The organism is Paenibacillus sp. EB106-04-04-XG159 (assembly GCF_058791835.1).
Genome location: NZ_JBYTDY010000007.1, coordinates 18,768 through 43,466, shown reverse-complemented (window position 1 = coordinate 43,466; position 24,699 = coordinate 18,768). Strand labels below are relative to the sequence as shown.

The 24,699-nt window shown below is 42.8% G+C and carries 19 protein-coding genes; 2 read left to right on the top strand and 17 right to left on the bottom strand.

The genetic code is table 11. The features are described from left to right. Positions 1 to 9: 9 nt before the first annotated feature. The 11 genes from AC3WTP_RS10390 to AC3WTP_RS10340 all read right to left on the bottom strand — a co-directional run bounded on the left by AC3WTP_RS10390 (position 10) and on the right by AC3WTP_RS10340 (position 14,590). On the bottom strand, positions 10 to 6,408 hold the full coding sequence (locus AC3WTP_RS10390; protein WP_492394536.1) for a PKD domain-containing protein: 6,399 nt from the start codon (positions 6,406 to 6,408) through the stop codon (positions 10 to 12). Then, a complete protein-coding gene (locus tag AC3WTP_RS10385; protein WP_492394535.1) occupies positions 6,405 to 7,619 on the bottom strand; it encodes an S-layer homology domain-containing protein in 1,215 nt (404 codons plus the stop codon). The genes AC3WTP_RS10390 and AC3WTP_RS10385 overlap by 4 nt, the downstream gene beginning before the upstream one ends. A 140-nt stretch (positions 7,620 to 7,759) precedes the next feature. Then, complete coding sequence (locus tag AC3WTP_RS10380) at positions 7,760 to 8,266, bottom strand: hypothetical protein (protein WP_492394534.1); 507 nt, start codon at positions 8,264 to 8,266, stop codon at positions 7,760 to 7,762. Between the two features lie 18 nt (positions 8,267 to 8,284). After that, complete coding sequence (locus AC3WTP_RS10375; RefSeq protein WP_492394533.1) at positions 8,285 to 8,701, bottom strand: hypothetical protein; 417 nt, start codon at positions 8,699 to 8,701, stop codon at positions 8,285 to 8,287. Positions 8,702 to 9,050: 349 nt separating this feature from the next. Then, positions 9,051 to 9,200: a hypothetical protein gene (locus AC3WTP_RS10370; protein WP_492394532.1), complete on the bottom strand. Its 150-nt coding sequence runs from the start codon at positions 9,198 to 9,200 to the stop codon at positions 9,051 to 9,053. A 53-nt stretch (positions 9,201 to 9,253) separates the two neighbouring features. Continuing rightward, positions 9,254 to 9,409, bottom strand: a complete 156-nt coding sequence (locus tag AC3WTP_RS10365) for a hypothetical protein (protein WP_492394531.1) — start codon at positions 9,407 to 9,409, stop codon at positions 9,254 to 9,256. Positions 9,410 to 9,422: 13 nt separating this feature from the next. Continuing rightward, positions 9,423 to 10,322, bottom strand: a complete 900-nt coding sequence (locus AC3WTP_RS10360) for a hypothetical protein (protein WP_492394530.1) — start codon at positions 10,320 to 10,322, stop codon at positions 9,423 to 9,425. A 3-nt stretch (positions 10,323 to 10,325) separates the two neighbouring features. Then, positions 10,326 to 11,339, bottom strand: coding sequence for a hypothetical protein (locus tag AC3WTP_RS10355; RefSeq protein WP_492394529.1), 1,014 nt, complete (start codon positions 11,337 to 11,339; stop codon positions 10,326 to 10,328). Positions 11,340 to 11,342: 3 nt separating this feature from the next. Beyond that, entirely contained in the window at positions 11,343 to 12,806 is a 1,464-nt protein-coding gene (locus tag AC3WTP_RS10350; protein WP_492394528.1) for an ATPase, T2SS/T4P/T4SS family, read from the bottom strand. Beyond that, positions 12,785 to 13,954: a CpaE/TadZ family protein gene (locus AC3WTP_RS10345; RefSeq protein WP_492394527.1), complete on the bottom strand. Its 1,170-nt coding sequence runs from the start codon at positions 13,952 to 13,954 to the stop codon at positions 12,785 to 12,787. The genes AC3WTP_RS10350 and AC3WTP_RS10345 overlap by 22 nt, the downstream gene beginning before the upstream one ends. A 12-nt stretch (positions 13,955 to 13,966) precedes the next feature. After that, positions 13,967 to 14,590, bottom strand: coding sequence for an SAF domain-containing protein (locus AC3WTP_RS10340; protein ID WP_492394526.1), 624 nt, complete (start codon positions 14,588 to 14,590; stop codon positions 13,967 to 13,969). A gap of 448 nt (positions 14,591 to 15,038) precedes the next feature. Here AC3WTP_RS10340 and AC3WTP_RS10335 point away from each other — a divergent pair, with 448 nt between their 5' ends. Continuing rightward, the gene (locus AC3WTP_RS10335; protein ID WP_492394525.1) at positions 15,039 to 17,018 is read left to right on the top strand and encodes an AAA family ATPase; all 1,980 of its coding nucleotides are present in this window, start codon (positions 15,039 to 15,041) and stop codon (positions 17,016 to 17,018) included. Between the two features lie 5 nt (positions 17,019 to 17,023). Continuing rightward, on the top strand, positions 17,024 to 18,079 hold the full coding sequence (mcrC, locus tag AC3WTP_RS10330) for a 5-methylcytosine-specific restriction endonuclease system specificity protein McrC (RefSeq protein WP_492394524.1): 1,056 nt from the start codon (positions 17,024 to 17,026) through the stop codon (positions 18,077 to 18,079). Positions 18,080 to 18,175: 96 nt separating this feature from the next. On the opposite strand, the gene glnA is transcribed toward mcrC, so the two are convergent. The 6 genes from glnA to AC3WTP_RS10300 form a co-directional block, all read right to left on the bottom strand. After that, positions 18,176 to 19,504, bottom strand: a complete 1,329-nt coding sequence (gene glnA / locus AC3WTP_RS10325) for a type I glutamate--ammonia ligase (RefSeq protein ID WP_492394523.1) — start codon at positions 19,502 to 19,504, stop codon at positions 18,176 to 18,178. A gap of 30 nt (positions 19,505 to 19,534) precedes the next feature. Next, the gene (locus AC3WTP_RS10320) at positions 19,535 to 19,945 is read right to left on the bottom strand and encodes a MerR family transcriptional regulator (protein WP_492394522.1); all 411 of its coding nucleotides are present in this window, start codon (positions 19,943 to 19,945) and stop codon (positions 19,535 to 19,537) included. Between the two features lie 154 nt (positions 19,946 to 20,099). Then, complete coding sequence (locus AC3WTP_RS10315) at positions 20,100 to 21,356, bottom strand: methionine gamma-lyase family protein (protein WP_492394521.1); 1,257 nt, start codon at positions 21,354 to 21,356, stop codon at positions 20,100 to 20,102. A gap of 111 nt (positions 21,357 to 21,467) precedes the next feature. Then, positions 21,468 to 22,766: a GTPase HflX gene (gene hflX / locus AC3WTP_RS10310; protein WP_492394520.1), complete on the bottom strand. Its 1,299-nt coding sequence runs from the start codon at positions 22,764 to 22,766 to the stop codon at positions 21,468 to 21,470. A gap of 128 nt (positions 22,767 to 22,894) precedes the next feature. Then, positions 22,895 to 23,890: an AAA family ATPase gene (locus AC3WTP_RS10305; protein WP_492394519.1), complete on the bottom strand. Its 996-nt coding sequence runs from the start codon at positions 23,888 to 23,890 to the stop codon at positions 22,895 to 22,897. 107 nt (positions 23,891 to 23,997) lie between these two features. Next, on the bottom strand, positions 23,998 to 24,669 hold the full coding sequence (locus tag AC3WTP_RS10300) for a YdcF family protein (RefSeq protein WP_492394518.1): 672 nt from the start codon (positions 24,667 to 24,669) through the stop codon (positions 23,998 to 24,000). Positions 24,670 to 24,699: the final 30 nt, after the last annotated feature.

Sequence of the window (24,699 nt, the reverse complement as noted above, 5' to 3'; positions counted from 1 at the left end):
GTTGTTATTTTAGAAGCTTCTATGGAAACGGAAGTACTCATCCCAGTTGCCTAAGATGTTGATCGGAACTGTGGTTGTCTTCTGGACTCCATTGGAATACGTTACGGTAAATACAAATGAATACTCCCCATCAGCTAACATAGCCAAGTCGGTAGATGTATTGTCATTAGATAGATACCCTTCCCACGAAGCCTCACTACGCTTGGCAAGCTGCACCTGACCGATTCGCTCTGCATATACCTTGATGCTCACAGCTGTGGTTGCAGTGCCTGTTACCGTTGGCTTTGCGACCAACTCAAAGCTTTCTCCTGCCCAAAAAGTATTCAGCGATCGTTGTTTATCAGGATTCGCTTCGTTCCACTTTTGCAAATGATTCAGCCACTCCTTGGCATGCATTACTTGTCCTTGAATACAGAGCGGCAGCACTTCTATCTGCTTCGTTATACTGTGTTCTTCCATTCCATCAGACACTGTCAAGGTAACCATGTAACTTCCCGGGGTGATCCAACTTACAGTCGGATTAGTTGCAGATGATTGGTATCGATAATTGGGACCACTCATTTGCCATTTGTAAGTCATCGGATCTCCGTCAGGGTCTGTAGACTTATTGCTGAATCTAATCGTATCGCCTTCATAGGGTGGTTTTGGTATGTAATCAAAGTCTGCAATTGGCGGGCTATTGACATGTATCCTCATATATTTAGGAGCAGATTGTCCCCAATCATAGCCATCAAATACACGAACCACGACATAATAGTCCGTCTTGTCTTGCAGCGCAGCATTGACCTTCCAGGATAGCGCAGTACCATTTAATACACCCGAGGACTGTATCAATATACCACCATACTTGTATACCTTCACTTCATATTGCTTTTGTTGATCCAGATCCTCATCTGCATATGTCCAAGTGATCGTTGGAGTATACGTATCCACCAATGTCGGCTTCGTTTGATTTGTACTATCTGGATAGCTAATATTCGCCACAGGTACACGGTTGATGATCTGAATCGTCTTAGACGTCTCTGCTGATTGATTACTTGAATCGGTTACAACCTGTCTTACCTTAAATGTACCCAGTGTAGAAAATTGTTTGTACCAAATGTCACGCTTAGCACTTGCTAACGACTCTTTTCCGTCACTCATATTACTGATGTAATATTTGTGATCTAAGTTGAGAGAATTACCATCCTCTTTATCATAAGCCGTCGATTGAAAGCTTACGTCTACATTCCGATAAGTCGCAACCGGATTCGGAATGAATCCTGGAAGAGGGGGACTATCTACTATGGTCACACCAACATCAATATGGTTTACGGCCCATTGCGACCAAGCACCGTATTCATCCTTGACGGACAATCCTATCTCGTACATTCCCTTTTCCTGCGGCGCGGTTAGCTTCGCATCTACGACTTTGCCTGTTGGAGAAATGTAGTAATATTTTCTCTCCAATATTCCTCGTGTCTGCGCATAATCGATGCCTGTATTGTCTTTACTAATTTCTGTTGGGCTCATCCATCTGTCAGGATCGTAACTCTCGTCATTCCAATTGATCATACCATCTGCTTGCTGCGATACCTGGAACTTCGCTACAGGCCGACGATGGACGGTAATTTGATTCACGAATTCGTTGGAATCCATCCGATATTCATTGAATCTGTTATCTGGATACAGGTATTCAGGATGTGGATCGTCCTTGGCCTGTAAGCTCACGACATAACGTCCGACTTTATCAAAGGTCAGCTGCGTCGATTCGAAGGACTTACCATCCAAGCTGGATACTCCTTGGTTACGTAAAAACATCGGCGTGTGTTTATAGCTCCAAGTGAATTTTCCCGCCATCGGATCCTTTTCCGGATCATCGAAGTTAATATTTTCGTATTTCACTTCTGCTTTAGCTCCTGAAGGCTCCCAGATCGCGTAATTGTCCATCCACTCAACCACATCTGATTGAATAGGTTTGTAAGATAGTGCGCCAAAGTGTACGAAGGCTTTATCAGAGAAATAGCCAAAAGCACCGCTCACATAGGAACCGTCTGTAACATTAAATACAGGAGTGTTATTGATATAAAACTCAATCTTGTCTCCTAACGTGCGTAATCGTATATTAAATGTCTTGTTGTCCTGCAGTGGTTGATTGCTTTGAGCTAGGATGTGGGCTGCACCGTTTACGTATTTCATCAAATAGACTTTTGTTCCATCAAATTCAATCGCATACTTATTAAACGGACTCTGCATTCGGAATGAAAATCCTAAACGTTCTCTATCCCAATCCTTATTTGTCACCTTGAAGTTAAACTTCATCTCCACATTCGATAGATCAATCGGACTGAATAGCTGACCACTGGTGAAAGTCTTAATAACTCTTGGTTCAGTGGTGGGTGTACCCGTTAATATATTAAATTTCCAGTAAGAGTCGTAGTTGTTAGTTTCCTCGAACCATTGAATTGCTTTTCCGTCAGCAACAGGCTGGTACCCATAAGGATTATGTTTATTTTCTATGGTAACAGTTACGCTATTACCAGTTATAGGACCATAAAAGTCATACTGTCGACCGCTAAATTGAGTTATTTTTTCCCCTGAGTCAGGAGTTCTGCTGATTATAATCCCATTTTTAGCATTAACCTTGTATCCTATATACCCTGTGTGCCAACCATCATGAGAATAGTACTCGGTAAACAAAATGTTGTCCGTTGCCACGTCATATCGCGTAGCTCCCTGACATCCCTGTACGTTATTCAACATGTTATCAATGGCCACTTGACAATTAAGATAAAAGATACTTTGATTAGCTGCAGTCAGAGACGTAGACCAAACAGTTTTATTTGAAGTATCTACCTTAACTAACCGAGGTGATAGATATGTGTACAAATACTGGTTACTGCCGTCAAACCTATAACCTGTCATATAGTACGAGTTGCCATAGATATCTTTTGCTAAAAGATTCTCTGTATAAGGCTTCATGCTATGCTGAGCCACAGGTGCTCTATATCTGTCACCGTAATCCGGAGTACCTGATGATTCGCTAACTAGTACCTGCTGCTTATACGCATTGATTTCGTTTTTAGCGAGATTACCGTCAGCAAAGTACTTTGTAGTTACTGATCTCTGACCCAGTACAGTTGCGTACCCTATATCTACCTTATACTGATATTTACCAGAGTAATAACCCCAAGTGGATGTACCGAAGTGGAAGTTATCACCGACTTGACCTAAATATCCACTAAGTTTAACATTACCTATATGACTTAAGTCTTTAAGACTGTACACCTTCGCAAAGAAGTCAGTCGTCTTTGGTACATTGTTAATGTAGTCGTCGTGGTCATAGTAGTCGACTGAAAAATATACGTAGAGATAATTGTCATCCACTTTGTAGTGCGAAACGTACTTTGGTCCGGCATTCTGGTATGTTCCGTCATAATATCCACTGTTAGATACGGTCAACTCTAACGGTGTATACGGTGTTTTGTATCTCCATTGGAGTCCACCACTGCCGATATACTGCTCAACTTCCGGTACATCCTCCATTCGAATTGCATGAAATCTATAGTCCCTTGCATTTGGACCAGTTCCTGTATTTACATAATACCTGTAAAATACGTATCCATTTGAAAATAGAGGTGTTTCCATTCCGAATGTCAGTATTCTACCTGTTTTATACGGTTTGGTCTTATCGATTGCACGATATGGAGATAGTCCGTTAGTTCCTAATCCATAATCCACCAACTGATTGAAGTATGTTCTGTAGTAATAGTCACCATTACCTGTAGGGAATGTAGTTGTGTATGTTGGATTAGGATATGTTGTATAAAAATTTCGAGCTTTTCCTGAATACAACAGACCACCTTGGATAGTCCATGACTGATCTCGTGATACGTTCATCGCTCTATCTGAATTCGTCTGCTTCAGCTCCCAGGTATTCATTTCCTCGACCGAAAACACGGTGGTGTCATCTGCGGGAGGCTGCTTATTCATCCCTGAAAGATCGAAGCTAACTTCTGGTGATCGATTGATTACGTTTAGCGTCAGTATCGATTCATTCACCTTCGACGTGTCCGCCCATCGTCCACCTTCTTCCGTTATCTTCGTGTAGAACAGATACTTACCTACTTTCGATGCTGAGAACTCGAAGCCCTTCAAATCCATACTTAAGACCTTCTCCCAGGAGTCATTATGAAAGCCGTCATTCAGCTTATCATATTTGAACTTGTATTCTACTGTGACGATCTTATCTCCATCTGGACTGTATGAATTGTTTACAATAGAAGCTGGTTCATTCCGAACCGTCATTTCTGGTACATCCAGCTTTGCAATTGGCGGTATATCGGGCTTCACTTTAATTGTACAATAAGCTGGCTCTAACGATTTTAAACCGTCCGTATCATAAACGTGCAGGCCTACCCTTGCGTCTATAACTTCATCAGTGTCATTTTTAAATATCGGCAGTCTATCCAACCACTCATCCCTTGAATGATCGATCCGTCCGTATTTCTTAGGAGAATAGCTATACTTACTTGAAAATAAGTCCTCATTGTATTGTTTGTTTGCAGTTACTTCTTTTGGACATTCAATAACTGGTATTGGATTGGCTGGAATGACATTAATATAGGTGGTCGCTGTTGTTAAACCACCAAATGCGTCCTTCGCCGTTGCATCTACTCGATGAACACCGAGCGTACCCATGTAGATGCCGTGATAAGCCTCAATCCCTTGAGTGGATATAGAAGGTATTGTTTTCCCCCACGGCGTACTTCTGGAGAAGTCGAAGCCTAGAAATTCGAGCTCGTCCCCATCCGCATCATATGGTACTGGAATCGATTCGTCATAGATGTTTACCAAGTCAAGAGTAGTTCCTTGTACGACTTGAGTTAATCGCTTTGTTGGCTCAGCTGGATCTACGAATCCGATCTTAATTACCGGTGGAGTGTTATTTCCGTTATCTTCAATGATCAATGGCTTTGGTCCGATCCACTCCGTCTCTCCACAGCTGCTGTAAATCTTCATATACACATCGTGGTAGCCTACCCCGACGTTCGGAGGATAGTTAGCGTAATCATACCTATTTTTTGTATTCATGCCTGTAATAGGACTTGTTGTGATCTCATACCCCTGCCGATCAATCTTATATACATGACTGGTATATTTACATGGATCGATTGGTTTGATGTCTTTAGGCACAATATTGAAGGTATCTCTATACTTTATCTTTGATGGCGTGATTTCAAAGTCACCTGTTATTCCTCCGCCTATAGGAACGCCCTTTTTGGTGATCTGAACATTTTTGGTTACGGTCGGTGATACGCGCCCTTTAGAATCCGTGACGAACATATCGATGGGATAGGATTGTTCTTTGTCTTCAATAAAGCGGGGATATTTCGAGGCGTCAATCGTGACATTGGTTATGGTTCCGGTTGAAAATTCAGTGTGTTGAGTTCGTGCAGGGTTATAGATCTTGTATGTAATGGATTTGAGAGTCTTACCTGAGGGGATGTTAATGTTCTTGGGTACAAGTGTGAAGCTATCGCCGTATGGAACCTTATTCGGAACCGGATCGAAGTCCCCTGCTGGGGTACCGTCATCCATTACTGTTACCTTAGTTGAAATGGCTAGATCCCATTTTGACCAATACGCTTTAACGATTGCTGTTCCTGCGCCTATACCAGTGATCGTACCATCTGAGCTAACCACTACCTTTGAATGATCACTTGACTTGAATTGTAATTCAGATGGGTTTATTTCATATCTTTTTGTTCCGCTATTATAACCCCAAACGGAAGTCGCCTTTAGCTTATAAGTATCATTTATACTGATACTCTTTTGAGTTGGCGCAACTTCTAAAGAAAGCGGTATATAACCTTTCCATTTTATTTCAATCTTATAAGGATAGATAAATCCAGGCATATGACCGCATATATTATCAGATGGACCACCTTTGACACCTGCACCGGATACACCTGTAAATAGTACGGAATGCTTTTGTTTTGGATCTTTATCAGCTGTACCACTTGCTGTAAGAGAGATAACAGCATCAATATCAGGTTCAACAACCGACTCTAATGCAAATTCATGATAACCTTTCTGAAAATCTTCAGCATACCAATAATATTTGGGTAAAACAGCTTTGGCGCGTGTAGTAATTTTTTCATCCTTAAATTCTGGTTGATTTAAACCGTTTAAAATAGTATTTTTCCTGTATTTTATACCATCATAAGCACTATCCGTCTGCCAATCACCATTATATCGCTGACACCAATAATAACCTGGCTCATTAATGTTTTGATTCGTAACATAAATGGGTCTTGAGGACGGAGCATTATCTATAGCTGCATAAACCTCTTTAACTCCTAATATTGGTGCAAATAATTGAATGACTAAAACAAACAACAAAGTAATACTCACTTTATGATTCATTGGTCCACCGACCCATTAAAAGTCATCATTATTGTGCTCGAACCTTTTGTTGCATTATTTCCAAGCATACGTAAAACTGAGTTTTCATTTCTATCATATTTCCCATAAAAAACCCACTCTTCTGTTAGACCCTTAGTAGTATAAGGATTAAGGAAGGATCTTGCATCACGATAACCAAACTTCTGATCCACTCCATTTATATCTGGATAACCTTGTGGCGTTAACGTTATACTGCTAAACGTAAAATATACTGAGTCCGAATATGTAGGAGTAAGATCGGTAACAGCAACTACTAGACCTTCTGAATCGAATACTGATTGATCCTGTGCCTTTTTCTTTTCACCAATAAACTTATTAAAGTAGATGCTCTTATAATGCCCTTCGTGATGGTTGATTACATAAAGACGCTTAACGGTCGCATTATATCTTGTGTGTTCTATCCCTAATGGTTTTTCAACTAAATTTCTTTTAAGCCTATACTCCGGCTCAACAACCGAAAGATTAGAACCTGTTTCTGCTACAGCCTTCAACTCCCTTAACGCCATAAACTCTTCAGGATTCTTCTCCTTCGCATCCTTCAATCTTAGCAGCATCACTGTAGCTTCAGCTCTTGTCGCATTCTTATCCAATCCAAAGGAGTCATCTGGATATCCCCCGATCACACCGCTGCCGTAAGCTAATCCCACCAAAGGAACATCCTCAGCCTTGATCTTCTTCCAATCCGTTACTGGAATATCTCCGTTATATAAGCCTCTGAAGCTTTCCAGATAGAGTTCATAGTCTGCTTGCAGCGCTAGGCTTCTACCGATCATCTTGGCCATTTCAAGACGAGTAATCGCTTTAGTTGGTTCGAACTTACTACCAAACTCACTAGAAACAATTACACCAGCTTGTACAGCAGATGAAATAGCTCCTTCAGCCCAATTGCCTGCAATATCCTTAAAGTCTGTAGACTCAACAGATACAGGTAACTCAAGCAATCGTGCAACAATCGCAGTAAACTCTGCTCTACTAATCGATGCATTCGGTCTAAATGTGCCATCTTCATACCCCGTAAGCAGTCGTTCCTCAGTAGCTTGAACAATCGCACTCTTAGCCCAATGAGTAGCAGTATCCTTGAATTCCACACTCGCAAATGTATTAGATGAAGGTAACAGTATCAGACTCACCATACTTACAAGAACACACATCATCAAACCACGAATACGCATTCAAACTCCACCTCAGTCAAATAGGTATTTTTAACCATTAACGTTTAGAGTATATCATGTATTCCACTATTTATATTTCATAAAATTACACAAACCTGCTCATATTTTGACAGATTGTTTCATGTTGCGACATGCCATGCCTAATAACCTACATATTCATGCGCACTCCCAACTATAAAATACGAATCGGCCGAAAAAGCAAACGGCCGCGGATGCCTCATAGAGATAATCGCGACTACACTCGGTCCTCGTATGGAGTCTATATAATCATATTCACTATTCATATATATACAAGGAAATCCTATCGCACTTCCTGGACATCCAGTCTCAATTTTTTCAATATGAAGCACCTGTAAATCGTCTGTCGACCGAAACATATTGGGAGCGACTGGCATATTTCTTTCATCAAGCTTCAGATTATGTCGCAGCGACTGCAATAGCGCATCATTCATTTCATCAGAAAATACGATCCGTCCGTTTCGAGCCAGTTCATCGTAATTGATCTGCAATGCAGCGTCGTGAGTCGCCCGATCTAATCCATTTTTCAGCCGTATATATGCCGTTTCAGTTATATGGTTATCCACCTGCCACATCCAAAGCATCGCACATATAGCAGAAGTAAACAGAAGGAATATTGCCCACTTCATAAGTTGACCTCTTTCCAATTAAGGAATGTATTCCGACATCTCCATAGCGGTATATGTATACGTTCCAGTCGAAGCATCACGTCCAAACCAATTCATCAGAATAAACATACTGCCGATTGGATATTCAACAGTAACCTGAATATAAGAGCCTCTAGTAACTCGACCATCCGTCGAACCTGTAACCAAGACTTTTGAAGTATTAATATGAAGTCCTTCCAGGTCGCTTTTCAGTTGATTCATCAGCAACGGGGACATATACCCTTCTCTAGCAGCGAGCTTGGCATATTTATGAGCAGCATTCTCCAGAATGACTCCACGCATATGAACCACTTCATTCAAGAATGGCTGAAACATAAAGAATACCATGAATGGAAATACCAACAGCAGTGTTATCGCTTGCTTCATAAGTATCGGGGGAATAGCTTGGCCTACCACTCCCCCTTCACCCCCTACTGAAACATATTAAAATAATATTCCTGGGTTCTATTCTTCGTCTCTTTTCCATCCTGCCAAATAGTCGGAATAGCTATCGCTGTTAAACAGGAAATGGCCAAGGCGATCAGGAGCAACTTCACAATGACTTCCTTCATTTATTACTCGCCCCTTCCAGCTGACTCGTCATTATGGGAGATTGCTCTGGCGTAATTGCCGAGAAACATTGGAGTTTGAATTCTTAGCGGATACAAATAGGTCTGTGAAGATAAATACAGTGAACGCGGAGCAAATCAGTGCGAGAATAATCAATTTCACCATAACGGACTTCATATAGACACCCTCATGTGAACTAATTTTGCGGGATAATAGCATCGGATACTTCGGTATCTTTACGCCCATCGATTGTGTTGCTGTCGCTCCATATACCAGTTGCCACGAAGAACGTGAACGCAGATAAAGCGATCGCTATCAACAAAATTTTGATGATGACATCTTTCAACTTACTCACCTCCTTTAAGAGACTTCACTAATCATCACGATGAATGGCAAGAATTAAGGAGGAGGAGCCAAGTTTCCAGTAACACTCGAATGCGAGCGATCTCGAATCGTTTTACTGTCGCCCCATACACCCGATGAACTGCCAATCAGCAGCATAATCGCTGACAGAGCTATGGCTATGAGCAGTATTTTGATCATAATCTCTTTCATAGAACCTGCTCCTTCAATTCATGTTATATGTCGCATTCATCATATCTTGATATTCCAAGTAATAAACGAACAGTCCGCAAATAATGACCATCATGACACCTGAGAAGGTCAATACGTAAGCAATTACACCGCGATCTTTCATCGTTCCTCGATAAATTTCCTGACGCTTCTTCCTAAGTTCCTCATATCGCTTCGTTAATATCTCATGGATCTCCTCCGGTGAAGACTGATCCACTTGATACAGAATCTCTGCTAACGACTCTGCTTCCTTCGTCCCTACAATGACAGCAAAGCTCTTAAAGGCCTTCTCCTTGTTGTGCGGGTCCAACGGATACTGCTCTAGAAACCGGTCCACTGCCGGTCGTGTGTAAGTTAGAAACTGACGAAGGTACAGAAACATGTGGTATACATTTTGCTTAGAAGTTTTAGGGTCTGCATATTCATTGGAGATAAGTTGTTGAAGAATAAAGATCTCTGTGTTTTTATGTCTATCATGTCGGCTCTTTAAGCCCAATAACACATAACGAACGGGAAATGACTTATGAAGATGGAGCATAAGATAAATAGCCAGCAGCAGAACAAGCATCGCAATTGGATACCCTTTTTGTATATTAGCAACATATCGGACGTTCAGCGCGACTACCAAGACTAGAAATAGAAGATCTCTCGCTATTCGGAATCTAGCAGGTGTTATCCCTTTGGCTATTAATCCCGCTTCTTCAAATAGGCTGTGCATGTCCTGACGTTGATAATAAGCGATGAAATCCGCTTTTCTCATATCAAAGTAGTGACGCATCTGCGAATAAATAGATACCCGTCTTGGAATAAGAGCTTTACGCAGCATATACGACAGGTACAGAACAGGAATGGATGGAAGGAGGTACAGCCAGAATAAGATGATGCTGTCAGCCACGAGTTACACCTCATTTCGCGGTTTCTGAATCATATAGGCCACTAACGCACAGATCAATGTAAACAACAGAGTGAAGATGATCATCCGGATCCCCATTGTCGTTTGAAAATAATAATGCCAAGACTTGCCCATCGACGGATACTGATTCAAATAAATAACAGCTGGTAGTAGAAATGCTGGAAAGTAGGCCATTTGAATAATCTCTCTATTATCCGACTTGATCTCTTCGGTAATCTTAGCAACTTCACTCATATCCGCAATCAGCCAGCGAAGCCCCATCTCGATGTTATCTCCCTGCTCTTCAGATTTATGGATGAGAATGCCTAACTGGATCGACCATGTTGTCTTGATACGATACATGAACAACTCCACGGCATCTTCTATAGTTGTACTCGCTGAACCCTGCAGTGCAGGGAGTAAGCCCATGAATGCGTTCAAAATGTCACCCTGAAGCCCTTTTGATGTCTCAAAGACCGCATAGTACAGATTCCCTCGATACTCTGTATATTTCAATAACAAAGTATTGACTGCCGGAACTAATTCATAGCTGTTCTTCACTCGAATCCGGTGCAGTTTCAATCGCATCATACAGTATGGAATGAAACTGGCCATGAGTGAAATGATCAATGCCCATCTGTCCAATAGATTCGACCACTTATATTCGCCGTTGCTAACACTGGTCCAGAATCCATACCCGATATAGGTCATCATAAATACCCCAGCTGTCACATTGATAAATCGCTGGAGCAGATGATCGTCCTGTTCCTGACCCCCAGATATCGAACGCAAGAGCAAGATGAGATGCCTAGTCCACCTCGAATTCCGCTTCGTCTTCTTCACAGCAACCGCATAACTGAAATAGCCCTTCAAACGGACAGGCTTATATACCTTCGAAATTGGTAATATTCGATGACCGAGCCAATACAGTATGAGGATAGGTACACCAGCAACTAAGATCATTCGAATAACCAGATCAAGATTCTCTCGAATTCGCTCTAATATTAGGGTAAAGTCCATATCTCATTCCCCCTTGTTATGCGGGAATTGAGTTGCTAATTGCAACAAAAGTGCCTGCATGCGCTTCGTTTCAGCTGGTGCATACTTCTCTAGAATCGCGAGAACGCGTTCAGGAATGCAGCTTGAATAAGTCCATGCCATAGCTTTGTCATTCCATTTAACAAGATCGTGAGTATGAAATTGTCTTGTTTCCGCATTCCAATCAAATACTGTGAGCTGACTCAAACGCTTACTTCGATCCTTCAACTCTTCCATAACGACCGCGAAATGAACATTCTTAGCTACACGCTGCCATTGTGCCTGATGCGACTTGCTCGGCTGTTCATCGATGACAACATCCGCCAACTGCGAGGGGATATCAGCAGGGTCTGAGGTATGATAAGTCGTCAATGCTCCAGGCAGCCCGCGTTCACAAGACTTTAAGAAGATCTCCGCCTCAAGCGACCTCATCTCCCCGACTACGATATACTCATAATCCGATCTAAGGATCAGATCAAATATTTGCGATCGATTCGACTGCGTTATGATTAGCTCCATCACAGCATGCTTCGGATAATGGATGGAAGTTTTCAGCTCATCAAAATCCTTCTGTATAATCAACATCCTGTCGTACGTCTCACGTTCTGCAATCATAGCCGACAACAACGTGCTCTTTCCGCTCTTCACAGGACCGCATAGCATTGTCGTCCCTCGCCCCTTCGCAATCGCACGCAGAATAGCTACCATTTCTATCGTATACGTCCCGTAAGATGCGATATCCTCCAGGCTGACTTTTTTGATCGTATAGTGACGGAATATGATCATCGGCTTAACAGACCAAGGAGGTATGATGATCGTCACGCGCGTACCGTCTGCCATATCGATCTGAAGTGATGGATTATGTCCATTTAGAGAAGTGGTAGGGTTACGTAAACTTAATTGTTTAGCTACACGAAGCACATCTGCTTCGCTCTGATAGCTGATCTCTTGAAGCTCTCCTTGTTGACCAGAGATTTCAAAGTAAATATGAACTCCAATTATTCGAGCAGCCTGTGAGTTGTTGTAATGCTCATGCTTCCACCAGGTTGATATGGGGCCTAGCCCGTATGTTTCCTGATATACAGCCTCAACGACATCTGAATAATAGGGAGGATAATGACAACCAAGCAGACCATTTTTCCGCAGAAATTCTTCTATTTCTCGCTTGAACCAATCTATCGCGGAATTCATGCCAATAATTGCTTCATGCTGTCTGCTGAGCCAAGACTTCTTCTCGGATTCCTTGCAATGTTCGAAGCGAGTTGTGAAGTGCTCAATGATCATGTTATTAACCTTGTTAAACATGGTGGATTGATCTGGTTGGATAGCCGTGTTCTGCTTAACAGCACCCAACTGCACTACCTGATGTTCTTCCAAATAATCACGAATCACGAACGGACTATCACGCCAGCCCCAGACGGATTTATTTAAGATACTAGTCTGTTCCATATCCCCTGCTTCTCCTTTACAAGGGTCGACTTGGTTCCAAATAAACGTTCCTGAACAGCCATAGCCAGCTGATCATAGCTCAATTCCGCTTTTCTTCTAACTCGCTTGTCACGACTCTCAAGCAGGAGTGTTTTCTCCATCTCACTGATCACGCCTTCGACTCCAAAGTCAGGAATCGTTGCTGTCACTGGAATTCCCATCGCTTTCTGCAATAATGGCGCTTCCATCGGCAGATCAGACATATAACGATTAACGACTAGCATGAACTCATCCGCTGATATCCCGATTAACTTCAAGATATCTCGGTTCATCTGATCCCACATCTTGATAGACAGAGGCTGTTGAGATGCAACTAACAGCTTAACATCCGCTTTGAACAAGCCTTGCAGTGTTAAATTATTACTCGGTGAGAATCCCGTATCTAACAGCACGATATCAAACTGTTCAGCAGCAACTGCAATCAGATGTTCAATATCTTCCGATTTGTAATACCCCCGCTTTGAGAAATCCTGATTTCCCGCAAGAAAATAGAACTTCCGTTCTTTGTCATAATGAGCAGCTTGAACGATTTCGGATGAGCTGATGGCTAGACGATTATCTACCATCTGCGTGTATAGTTCATCAAGTGTTTGACCCGTATAATTTGCGATGAAATAAGTTCCCGGATTATATTGATTGAGTCCCAATATACACACTGTTCGCTCCGTAAAGGCCAACTGTTTCGCTAAATTCAAGCATACGGAAGTCACGCCAACTTGTGAGTGAGTACCCAGGATAGCACAAACATTTCGCCGACTATTATCCTGCTTGTAGTCACCTAGTATTTGCTCCACAATTTGACTGTTTGTTTGCTTAGGATATATAGGAGTAATACCATGCTGCTGACAAACAGCGATCTTGTTATCCGTAATGGAGGTGTTTAGACTGTTCGAAATTAAATAATAACAGCTGCTAGCGCTATGCTTCTGTTTTAATAAAATCAAATTCTTGAATTGGACCTCTCGATCTGACGCTAAGATAATATCAAATATATTGTCTGCATCGTCTGCCTCTTCGGATCGTTTCATCGTAATCTCATGTTCCGGATTCATTCGCTTATATTCTTCGATCAACTGGGGGTCATGGCTAATAAACAATATCCGTTTCACTGTACTCTCTCCTCACTCATAGCTAATAACAAATCTATAATTGTTCTGGTGTAGATTATCCAGCAGCTCCCACTGCTGAGGCGTCATCGCTACCTCTAATCTCGCGCCGATATTGGTCGCTCGTAGACGCGGCGTACTCTCATTGCTGTCTTTGTTGATCGAATCTGTCACTTCGTTAGCGGAGTTGTCTTTAAAGTAAGCTACTGTAATCCCAGAGAGAATATCTTCCGCCTCCTGCAGGGAGGCTTTCTGAAGCTGTTCGGCTTGAGCTCGATCAGCACTTACATCCGTCGCATGTTCAAGCTGATCGCTTCGACTCAATTCATTGCTCCTTGCCTCGTCTATCTTGCGAACAGGAAGAAAAGCCACCTTGTCCATTCTTCTTATTGATTTTGGAAATGACAGCACCCACTCCGTCGGAATTTCGAGTATCATCTCGCCTTCATTTTTGATAACGGTATTAATCTTTAATGGACTAAATTGTTCGTTCGTGCTCATTGATGTTTGAGTTTCCTTCCCGATTACTTCTGCAGGATCCGTGATGGCATCATACACAAGCGAGGCTAATCTTATCCGCTTCACAGCAATATCATTCTCCGTGATAACGGAATGTACGGGCATGTCCCGAATAGTCACGACAACCTCCTTCGTATCAACTTGTTCAGAAAAGTGATGAATATAGAGGTTTACAATTGCAACATGTCCAGCATATATAGCAATATATAGGAGCAATACGATTAAGAGCCTTATGAATCGCGGAAGCCTAACGAACCAACTGTACATCATGCCTCATTCCTTTCATTCAGAGTTATTCGAATTCGCTATACTGCGTAAAACACAAAAAAACGCCGAGATCCCCTATCGGGTTCTCAGCGTGCTTCGCTTGAATAAAATGTACTTATAAAATTATCAATACCATAGTTTCTCAATTAATCTAAATATATTACGGATAAGCCCTCCTGTCAATCATTGGTTTATTGATTGTTGCTAATAGTTTCATGGAATTACAGTTGTTATAATAAAAGAAAGATAAAAGCGACTCCAATTCAAAAAAATAAGATTATTTAAGACAGGAGATGAGAGCATGAAGAAAGTATTATTTGAAAAATGGCTCATTAATCAGGGGATATCCAGTTACTCCAATTACATTAGCCGTATTAAATCTTTAGAGGCTAGTGCTGGAGATTTAGATGAGCATTATAATACTGATCAATGTAGCAGTCTGCTTGAATTATTTACATATACGAAAGAAGACGTAGAACAGCAGCGATTGCCTAAACATAACTTACTTAGTACTCCTAATAGAGGCAAAGATAAGTTCCAGTCTTACTTTGAAGGGACGAATGATTACAAGTCTAGAATTAGTAAATACATAGATTTCCGAGATGCTTTAAAAACACTGCCCATATACAAAGAATTGAGAGCTGCTTGTAACATTGACCCTGACAGCCATGATGGATCCTATGAACTAATACGTAAAGCTGTTAATATCTATGCAACCGTTCCTATTGATGTTCTTGATTCTTCAGACTTGGATGCTTTATGGTTCCTTAGCGTAGGCACATGGAAATCAGGGTTGGAAACAAAGAAAAATTTGATAGATAAAGGTCACCTTAATCCCGAACAAAAAGAACAAATAAAATCGCTGTTAGATGACCTATGGAAAAAAGCTGAACAAGGTGCTTACTCCAATAAGGAAGGTGGAAAACCGTCAATTGGGATGTTCGGTACTGGATTTCATACTTTTAGAACAAATGTCACAGATGAAGCCGCTCGCTCATTTCTCAGGATGTGCTTCGAAATAAGTTGTATGGAAGACGATCACGAAATATTCGAGAGAGCTGCCGCGACTCTAGAAACTGGACTGAAAGGAATTGGAAGTGCTTCTGCATCACAGTTTCTCCATTGCCTAAAGCCTAATACCTTCCCTATCATTAACGGCAAGTATGGTGAAGGAAGCATTATTTATGATTGCCTTGGCATTTACCTTATTGATTCATCTGACAGCACCAAGTACATCGAAAATGCACGTAGGATTTACGCATTCCGAGATAATCATTTCTCTTTTAAAAACTTTAGAGTTATGGATTTGGCACATGTCGATATTGACAATATATTACAAGGTGATCCACAGCAAGATGATGTTCACGAGAATGTTGAAAAAGTTCCTCCTTTGCTTGAAGCTTCTGCGAATGTAGAAATGAATTCCGCTCTGCAAAATTATACTTCTGTACACTTCCTTCAGGAAGTCTTTATGTCTGAAAAACAATACAATACCATTGTCGAACTTCTGCTTCGCAAAAAAAATGTCATATTACAGGGCGTACCAGGCGTTGGCAAAACATTTGCTGCTAAGCGGCTTGCCTACTCTCTTTTGCAAAGTATGGATGAAGATAAGATAAAGCTTGTTCAGTTCCACCAGAACTATTCCTACGAAGATTTTATTATGGGTTACAAACCTGATAGTAATGGGTTCACTTTGAAAAACGGAGTTTTTTATAATTTTTGCAAGGTGGCAGAAGCGCAGCCTGACAAGATGTTTTTCTTCATCATAGATGAGATCAATCGTGGAAACTTAAGCAAAATCTTTGGGGAGCTTCTAATGCTTATCGAGAGTGATATGCGTGGTGAAAAAGTTAACATGGCTTATACCGGACAGCTGTTCTCAGTTCCTCACAATTTATATATTATCGGGATGATGAATACTGCAGATCGGAGTCTTGCCATTATTGATTATGCATTGAGAAGACGATTTAGCTTTATTGAATTGGAACCAGCCTTTGATCATCCATCCTTCGAGAAGCATCTCATTGACAATAACGTAGATAAGCCACTTAGAGATAGAATCATTACCAAGCTTTCATCTCTCAACCATGCTATTGAGCTCGACCCTTCCTTAGGGAAAGGGTTTAGGATTGGACATAGTTATTTCAGCGGCTGTAGACATGCTGATACGAATTGGTATGAGAATATCATCAAATATGAAATTGCTCCAGCGCTAGAAGAGTATTGGTTCGATGATTTGGCTAAAGCACAAACTTCAATAGCTGAACTGTTGGAGTAATGGATATGGCAGCTGATACTCAGATTCCAATAAAGAATATATATTGCATGCTGTGCTATTCATGGGATACACTCCCTGTCAACGCAGATAAACTGTGCGGAAATGAGAAATTTGACAACATCTACAATCTAATGGCTCGGATACTAATAATGTCAGTAAAGCAATTGCTCCGACGCGGATTTCACCGTGAGTATATTACAGCAGAAGAACCTTTGTCTTTACTGAGAGGGAGAATTGATTTTCAACAGTCCATAAACAAGCAAGTATTGATGCAACGACAGTTGGTTTGTAGCCATGATGACATGTCACCTGATGTACCGTTCAATCAAATTATTAAGGCGACCCTTAATGTACTTATCAAGTACAAAGAACTTAATAATGACTTACGTAAAGATCTTGTGCTGCTTCGATACTCCTTTATGAATATAGCCGACATATTGCCTACAAGGCACACATTTTCTGCGCTCAGATACAATAAGAATAACCAGAATTATAAGTTGATGATCAATGTCAGCAGATTAGTGTTCGATGGATTAGTTAGTAATGAAGATAACAATCAGCTCAAGTTTGCTGATTTTCTCAGAGACAAGCATATGGCTGCACTTTATGAAAAGTTTGTCTTGAACTTTTACAAGTTACATCTATCCAAAAATGATTATCATGTACACGCACCAAAGATCGCATGGGATATTCGAAGTTCTGATGTTTCGGGTATAGAGTACCTCCCAGAAATGCGAACAGACATTGTTTTAGAAAACAAGCACAGCAACACACAGTTAATTATTGATACGAAATTTTATTCTGAATTATTTGCACAACAAAACTATGGTATCCAACAAAAACTTCACTCCAGTAACCTGTACCAGATATACACTTATGTAGGGAATAGCTCTTATAAAGGTAATATTATGGGGATGCTGTTATACCCTACGACTAAAGAAGATCTAGACATAAATTACGTTATCGGTAATAAATCGATTATGATAAGAACGCTTAATTTAGGTTTGGAATGGGAGCAAATTGAAAAGTCCTTGCTAGGAATATCAGAACTGCTGCTATAAATGTATTTCAATTTGCGGTTCAATATTTGCTCTATATTATTGAATTCAGCCCAAAATAAACCCCTAGCAGCCTTACGGCTCTAGGGGTTTGGTGGATTAATATAAAGTCATGTATTGATCGCGTTCCCATTGGTGAACTTGAGTGCGATACATGTCCCATTCGATTTCCTTCAACTCGACGAAATGCTGCAGCGCATGCTCGCCCAAAGCTTCGCACATCGCCTCATCACGCAGAAGCTCTTCAAGCGCTTCTTTCAAGCTGGATGGAAGGCTTGGGATTCCTTCTGCGACGCGCTCTTCTTCACTCATCACATAGATGTTACGGTCAGTCGGCGCTGGAAGTGTAATCTTGTTCTTAATTCCATCAAGACCAGCCTTCAGAATAACTGCCAATGTCAAGTATGGGTTAGCAGAAGGGTCTGGATTACGAACTTCGATACGTGTGCTCAAGCCGCGCGAAGATGGAATACGAATCATCGGGCTGCGGTTACTTGCAGACCATGCTACATAACAAGGTGCTTCATAACCAGGCACAAGGCGTTTATAAGAGTTTACAGTTGGGTTAGTTACTGCGGCTAAACCGCGTGCATGCTTCAACACACCAGCCATGAACAAACGAGCGTCTTCGCTAAGACCGAGTGAATCTTTCTCATCGACAAATGCGTTCTCGTTGCCTTTAAACAGGGATGTATTACAGTGCATACCGGAACCGGACAGGCCGAACAGCGGTTTCGCCATAAATGTCGCATGCAAGCCGTGTTGACGAGCAATCGTCTTAACAACGAGCTTAAACGTTTGAATCTGGTCAGCAGCCTTGATTGCATCTGCATATTTGAAGTCGATCTCGTGTTGACCTGGAGCTACTTCATGGTGAGAAGCTTCAATCTCGAAGCCCATCTCCTCCAGCTTCAATACAATTTCACGGCGGCAGTTCTCACCAAGGTCTGTTGGAGCCAAGTCAAAATATCCGCCCTGGTCGTTCAGTTCCATCGTAGGATTGCCCTTCTCATCTGTCTTGAACAAGAAGAATTCTGGTTCTGGACCTACGTTCATCGAAGTGAAGCCCATCTCTTCCGCTTCCTTCAGTGCTCTCTTCAAGATACCGCGCGGGTCGCCAGCAAACGGTGTTCCATCCGGCATGTAAACATCACAGATCAAACGTGCGACGCGATCTTCTTGTACCCAAGGGAAGATAACCCAAGTGTCCAGATCCGGAACAAGATACATATCCGATTCTTCGATACGAACATAGCCTTCGATAGAAGATCCGTCAAACATCATTTTGTTATCCAACGCCTTTTGAAGCTGGCTAGTAGGAATCTCGACGTTTTTGATCGTTCCGAGCAAGTCTGTGAACTGAAGTCGAATGAAACGGACATTTTGTTCTTTGGCAATGCGAATAATATCTTCTTTACTGTAACCCACGCAGAACACTCCTTTTTTCCATATCAATGCTTATTTCCTAAAGAAACGAGACAGCTCACCTTGAATTAGAGAGACTTGTCCCGGTCTCTTAGCGGTCATTAACTGTTGCTTCAGCATCTGATGTAGCGCTTTGTCATCCAAGTCCTTACGTTTCGGTTCGAACTCTTTATTAATGACAGTTGCTTCTTCAGATTCTCTCAATACTGGATTAAGAACCTGCTTAATACCAGCGATGTTTACGCCCTTCTCGATGAGTGTCTTGATCTCTAGCAATCTCTCAACATCATTGAACGAGAATAAACGCTGGTTTCCAGAGGTACGAGCCGGCATAATTAACTCATGCTGTTCATAATAACGAATCTGACGAGCAGTCAAGTCCGTGAGCTTCATGACAATGCCGATTGGAAACAACGCCATATTTCTGCGGATCTCATCTCCCATCGCTCATCAACCTTTCTTCTGGTAATCCATATTACCACCATTTTATCTTTCAGAACCAAACATGTCAACTGATGTTAGATAATCTAACAAGCTCTTTATTATATTTCTTAAAATGTACTTTGATTGTTCACACATTGAAGCGGCAGCTACTAAATTATAAATCTAGCAATTGACGATCAACCATCGTCTGCAGCGCCTGCAGAGCACCCAGCTTAGCATGCGCATAGGTTAACCCGCCCTGCATATAAGCCGTATACGGCTCACGAATTGGAGCATCTGCCGACAGTTCCAGACTTCCACCTTGTATAAAAGTACCCGCCGCCATAATAACGGGATGTTCATAGCCAGGCATATCCCATGGCTCTGGCACTACATGCGAATCAACTGCTGATGCTTTCTGAACACCTTGTACGAATGCGATTAGATGCTCTGCTGATGTAAAGCGAATCGCTTGAATCAGATCGGTCCGCGGGCTTGTCCAATGCGGTGAAGATTGGAAGCCCAGCGCTTCAAATAGCGCAGCTGCAAACACACTGCCGCGTACCGCCTGTCCAACGGTAGTTGGCGCCAAGAAAAGTCCTTGGTACATCGCTCGTGTCGCATCGAGCATGGATCCAACTTCGCCGCCTATACCTGGCGCTGTCAATCGATAGGCAGCCTGATCCACGTACTCGCGTTTTCCCGCGATGTAACCCCCAGTCGGTGCTATACCGCCTCCAGGATTCTTAATTAACGATCCCGCAATCAGGTCAACACCTACTTCAGTCGGTTCCTGAAGCTCCGTGAATTCACCGTAGCAATTATCTACGAACACAATAACATCCGGTTTCAATTGCTTGACCTTAGCAACCATAGCCCCGATCTGCTCTACAGTGAAAGACGCTCGCCAGTCATAACCGCGCGAGCGTTGAATGCCAATTACCTTCGTATTTGGTTGAATCGCCGCTGCTACAGCGTTCCAATCCACTTCGTCTTCGGCAGTCAACGACACGTCATCATAGGATATCCCCCAATCACGCAGAGAGCCTGTACCGTCTTGATTCGATCCAATTACCTTGTGAAGCGTATCATAGGGCTTGCCTGTGATGTACAACAAACCATCCCCAGGACGCAGAACTCCGAACAAAGCAGTGGATATTGTGTGCGTGCCAGATACGAAGTGCGGACGAACCAGCGCTGCTTCAGCCTTAAATACTGACGCATACACCTCATCCAACACTTCTCTTCCTCTATCGTTATAACCGTAACCTGTAGATCCCGCAAAATGGTAGTCGCTAACTTGATGCTGCTGAAAGGCTTCAATAACCTTCCATTGATTGCGTTCCGCAACATGCTCAATATGTTCAACTTGGCTTGAAATTTTCTTCTCCGTTTCCTTAGCAAGCTTATGCAGTTCTTCTGAGATATTCATGTTTGTTCGTTTCCCCTTATATTTGCATGTTGAAAATGATATCCTACATGATCAGGTACTCCCCATTCAACGCACCCTGTTCAATAGGTCATACCTGTTCTCTCGGATTAATTATGATTTAACACCAGACTGCTCATAACCTTTGAGCTTATGGCCATGAACCTCTGCGTCAGATTTATTTAAGCGGACTTTCACGATCATATCCTCTGCATCTGTGTCCTGCTCCAGCACTTCGCCTATTCGATGAATTAGTGCTAGCAGATCACCGCGCGAAGCTGGAATCCGATAGGTGATCGTATGGCCGATCAACTGCGTCTGAACCGCTTCACGCACCTTTGCCAGATCCGACTCCTCATAAGCGCTGATCAGAAAATGATTCGCATCCAACGGCAGCAATTGTCGCTGCTCTTGATCACACAGATCCTTCTTATTGTATAGCACAATCTCCGGCTTTGCACCTGCGCCAAGCTGCTGTAGAATATCAGCAACAACGCGCATTTGATCATCTCTCATCGGTGAGGAAGCATCCACAACATGCAGAATGAGGTCTGCTTCATTCACTTCCTCGAGTGTCGCGCGAAAGGCAGCAACAAGATCATGAGGCAGGTTCTGAATAAATCCGACCGTATCCGTGAGCACAACCTCCTTGCCATTCGGAAGCTCCCATGTGCGGGAAGTAGGATCCAATGTGGCAAATAACTGATTCTCAATGAACACATCGGCTGCCGTCAGCTGACGCAGCATCGTCGACTTGCCAGCATTCGTATAGCCGACTAGTGCAACCTGAATGATCCCGTTCTTCTTGCGGCGAGCGCGGTGCAGATTGCGGTGCTTGACCACTTCCTCAAGCTGGCGCTTCAATTCCGCAATCCGGTTGCGGATATGACGGCGGTCAGTCTCAAGCTTGGACTCACCTGGGCCGCGTGTTCCTATTCCGCCTCCGAGACGCGACAAGTTCTTGCCGTGCCCAGATAGACGCGGCAGCAAGTACGATAATTGAGCAAGTTCAACTTGAATAATACCTTCACGCGTATTAGCGCGCTGAGCGAAGATGTCTAATATGAGCTGTGTGCGGTCAATAATCTTGGCATCGAGCATGTCTTCAAGGTTGCGCACCTGTGCGCCTGACAGCTCTTGGTCGAAGATCGCTGTATTCGCGTTCAATTCGTTCATGACCGCTTTAAGCTCCTCCACCTTGCCTTTACCGATAAACCACTTCGTATCACGAGTTTCACGATTTTGCGTCATCGTTGAAACGACCTCGACACCAGCTGTTTCAGCCAATTGCACTAATTCGTCAAGGGAATAGGCAGGGTCGACGCCGTTTCGTTTAACCTCATCCGTAATCAATGTAACCAGAACAGCGCGGTCTGGCTGAACCATATCCGTATTATGCAGCGTAGTTCGCATGCTTGTGTTCGTTCTCCTTTTAGATCGCTTTGATATGTATATGGCCTGGGGCCTGTTAAGTGCCGCCTAACAATTCAGTACCAAGGCATCCAGTAGTCATAATTCAAACTTTGTGCTACCAGTATACCCTATTTCCGATCACATTTTAAATCTTCAGGTCTTAATGTCATTAATTCCAACTTGCCTGGCGATTGAATAGGATACAGTTGCAGCAATCGGACTGCTTGATTGCGCATCGCCTTCTCCATAATGTTGCGAACATATCGAGCATTGCTGAAAAGATGCGGTGACAGCAGCTTCTCTTCCCATACCAATTCCCGCAATACGTTTAAGGACTGCGGCATCAAAACATAGTCCTGCTCTTTCGCCATAGTTTCAGCAATTTGCAGGAGCTCATCTACTTGGTAGTCGGGAAAGTCAATCTGAATGGGGAAACGGGAAGGCAATCCCGAATTGGTAGAGATCAATTCATCCATCTCATCCGAATAACCAGCCAGAATAAGCACAAATTGATTCTTGTGATCTTCCATCGCCTTTACAAGTGCATCGATCGCCTCTTTGCCAAAATCCTTTTCACCGCCGCGCGCAAGACTATACGCTTCATCTATGAATAGGACACCGCCCATCGATCGCTTAATCAGCTCACGAGTCTTCTGTGCAGTATGGCCGATATATTCACCAACGAGATCAGCACGCTCTACTTCAATGAGATGCCCTTTAGAAAGAAGCCCTAGTTGATGAAACATCTTGGCCATAATTCGTGCTACCGTCGTCTTCCCTGTACCGGGATTGCCCTTGAAGAACATGTGATAGACCTGTGAACCACTAATTAGCCCCGCTTCCGCCCGGCGCTGCTTCATCTGAATGATGGCATAAAGCTCAAACGCGATATCTTTAATATGCTGGAGTCCGATCAATCGATCGAATTCTTTACGTATCTCGGCAAATGAGCCATATTGAGATATATCCAGCTGTTCTAACGGCTTACTATCCGTAGAGTCATTTCTAACTTGGATGGGAGGCTCGTATGGCCGAAGCACGACGTTGATTTGTCTTGACGGACGCGGACGAGTCTCCGCTTCAATAGAACTATTGTGGCCTGCTGCCTGGGAACGAACAGACATAGCTCTCACCCTCCCGACTTCATGGACAATCCTGTCCCTAGCGATTCGTTTGAACCGCAAGGTGTCTTATCCAACATATTCTTCTTCAGGAGGTGATATGAGCATAATCAGAGCCACAACTCGTCCCATTTCCATTTCGTATACGCTAACGTTTCTCTCACTGGATGCCAGATTGGCGATAGTACCTCGCTTTTTACGGTCACGACCTCGATTGCATCATATTCGAGCGCCTCAGCGATCTCACGAGCCCTCGTTCCATGGAAGCTATGGGTCATGATCGTTGCCGTATTCCAATCGTGCTCATCCATTATCGATTTGGCAAACTGTAAATTCTCCAGAGTACTCGTAGAATTAGGCTCAAGCCAGATGTGTTCTTCAGGTATGCCCTGATCTATCAGATAGAGCTTGCTGCCTTCAGCCTCACTCAGCTTGGACTGCGGCGTATCATACCCGCCAGTCACGATTATCTCGTCAAATCGTCCGGCATTATATTGCTCAACAACAAGATCCAATCGCTCTTTCAAGCCAGGACTTGGCGCATTGCCCCAGAGAGAGGCACCGAGAACGATGCCGACATCTGGATGGTCTGTTAAACGCGCTTCGCCTCCACCTTCAGCTATCTTCCACTGCGTATACAGTGTCCATACAATGAGCAGCGACAGCAGGACTAAAGCAATGTTCTTCAGCTTTCGAAATAGTATTTTACGTGGTGAAATTGCTGCTTTCTCATGCTTATCCACTTCAACATTCATCTTATCCCGATGCTGAGTTTGATTCACCTTGACATCTCCTTATACAAAGAGACGCGC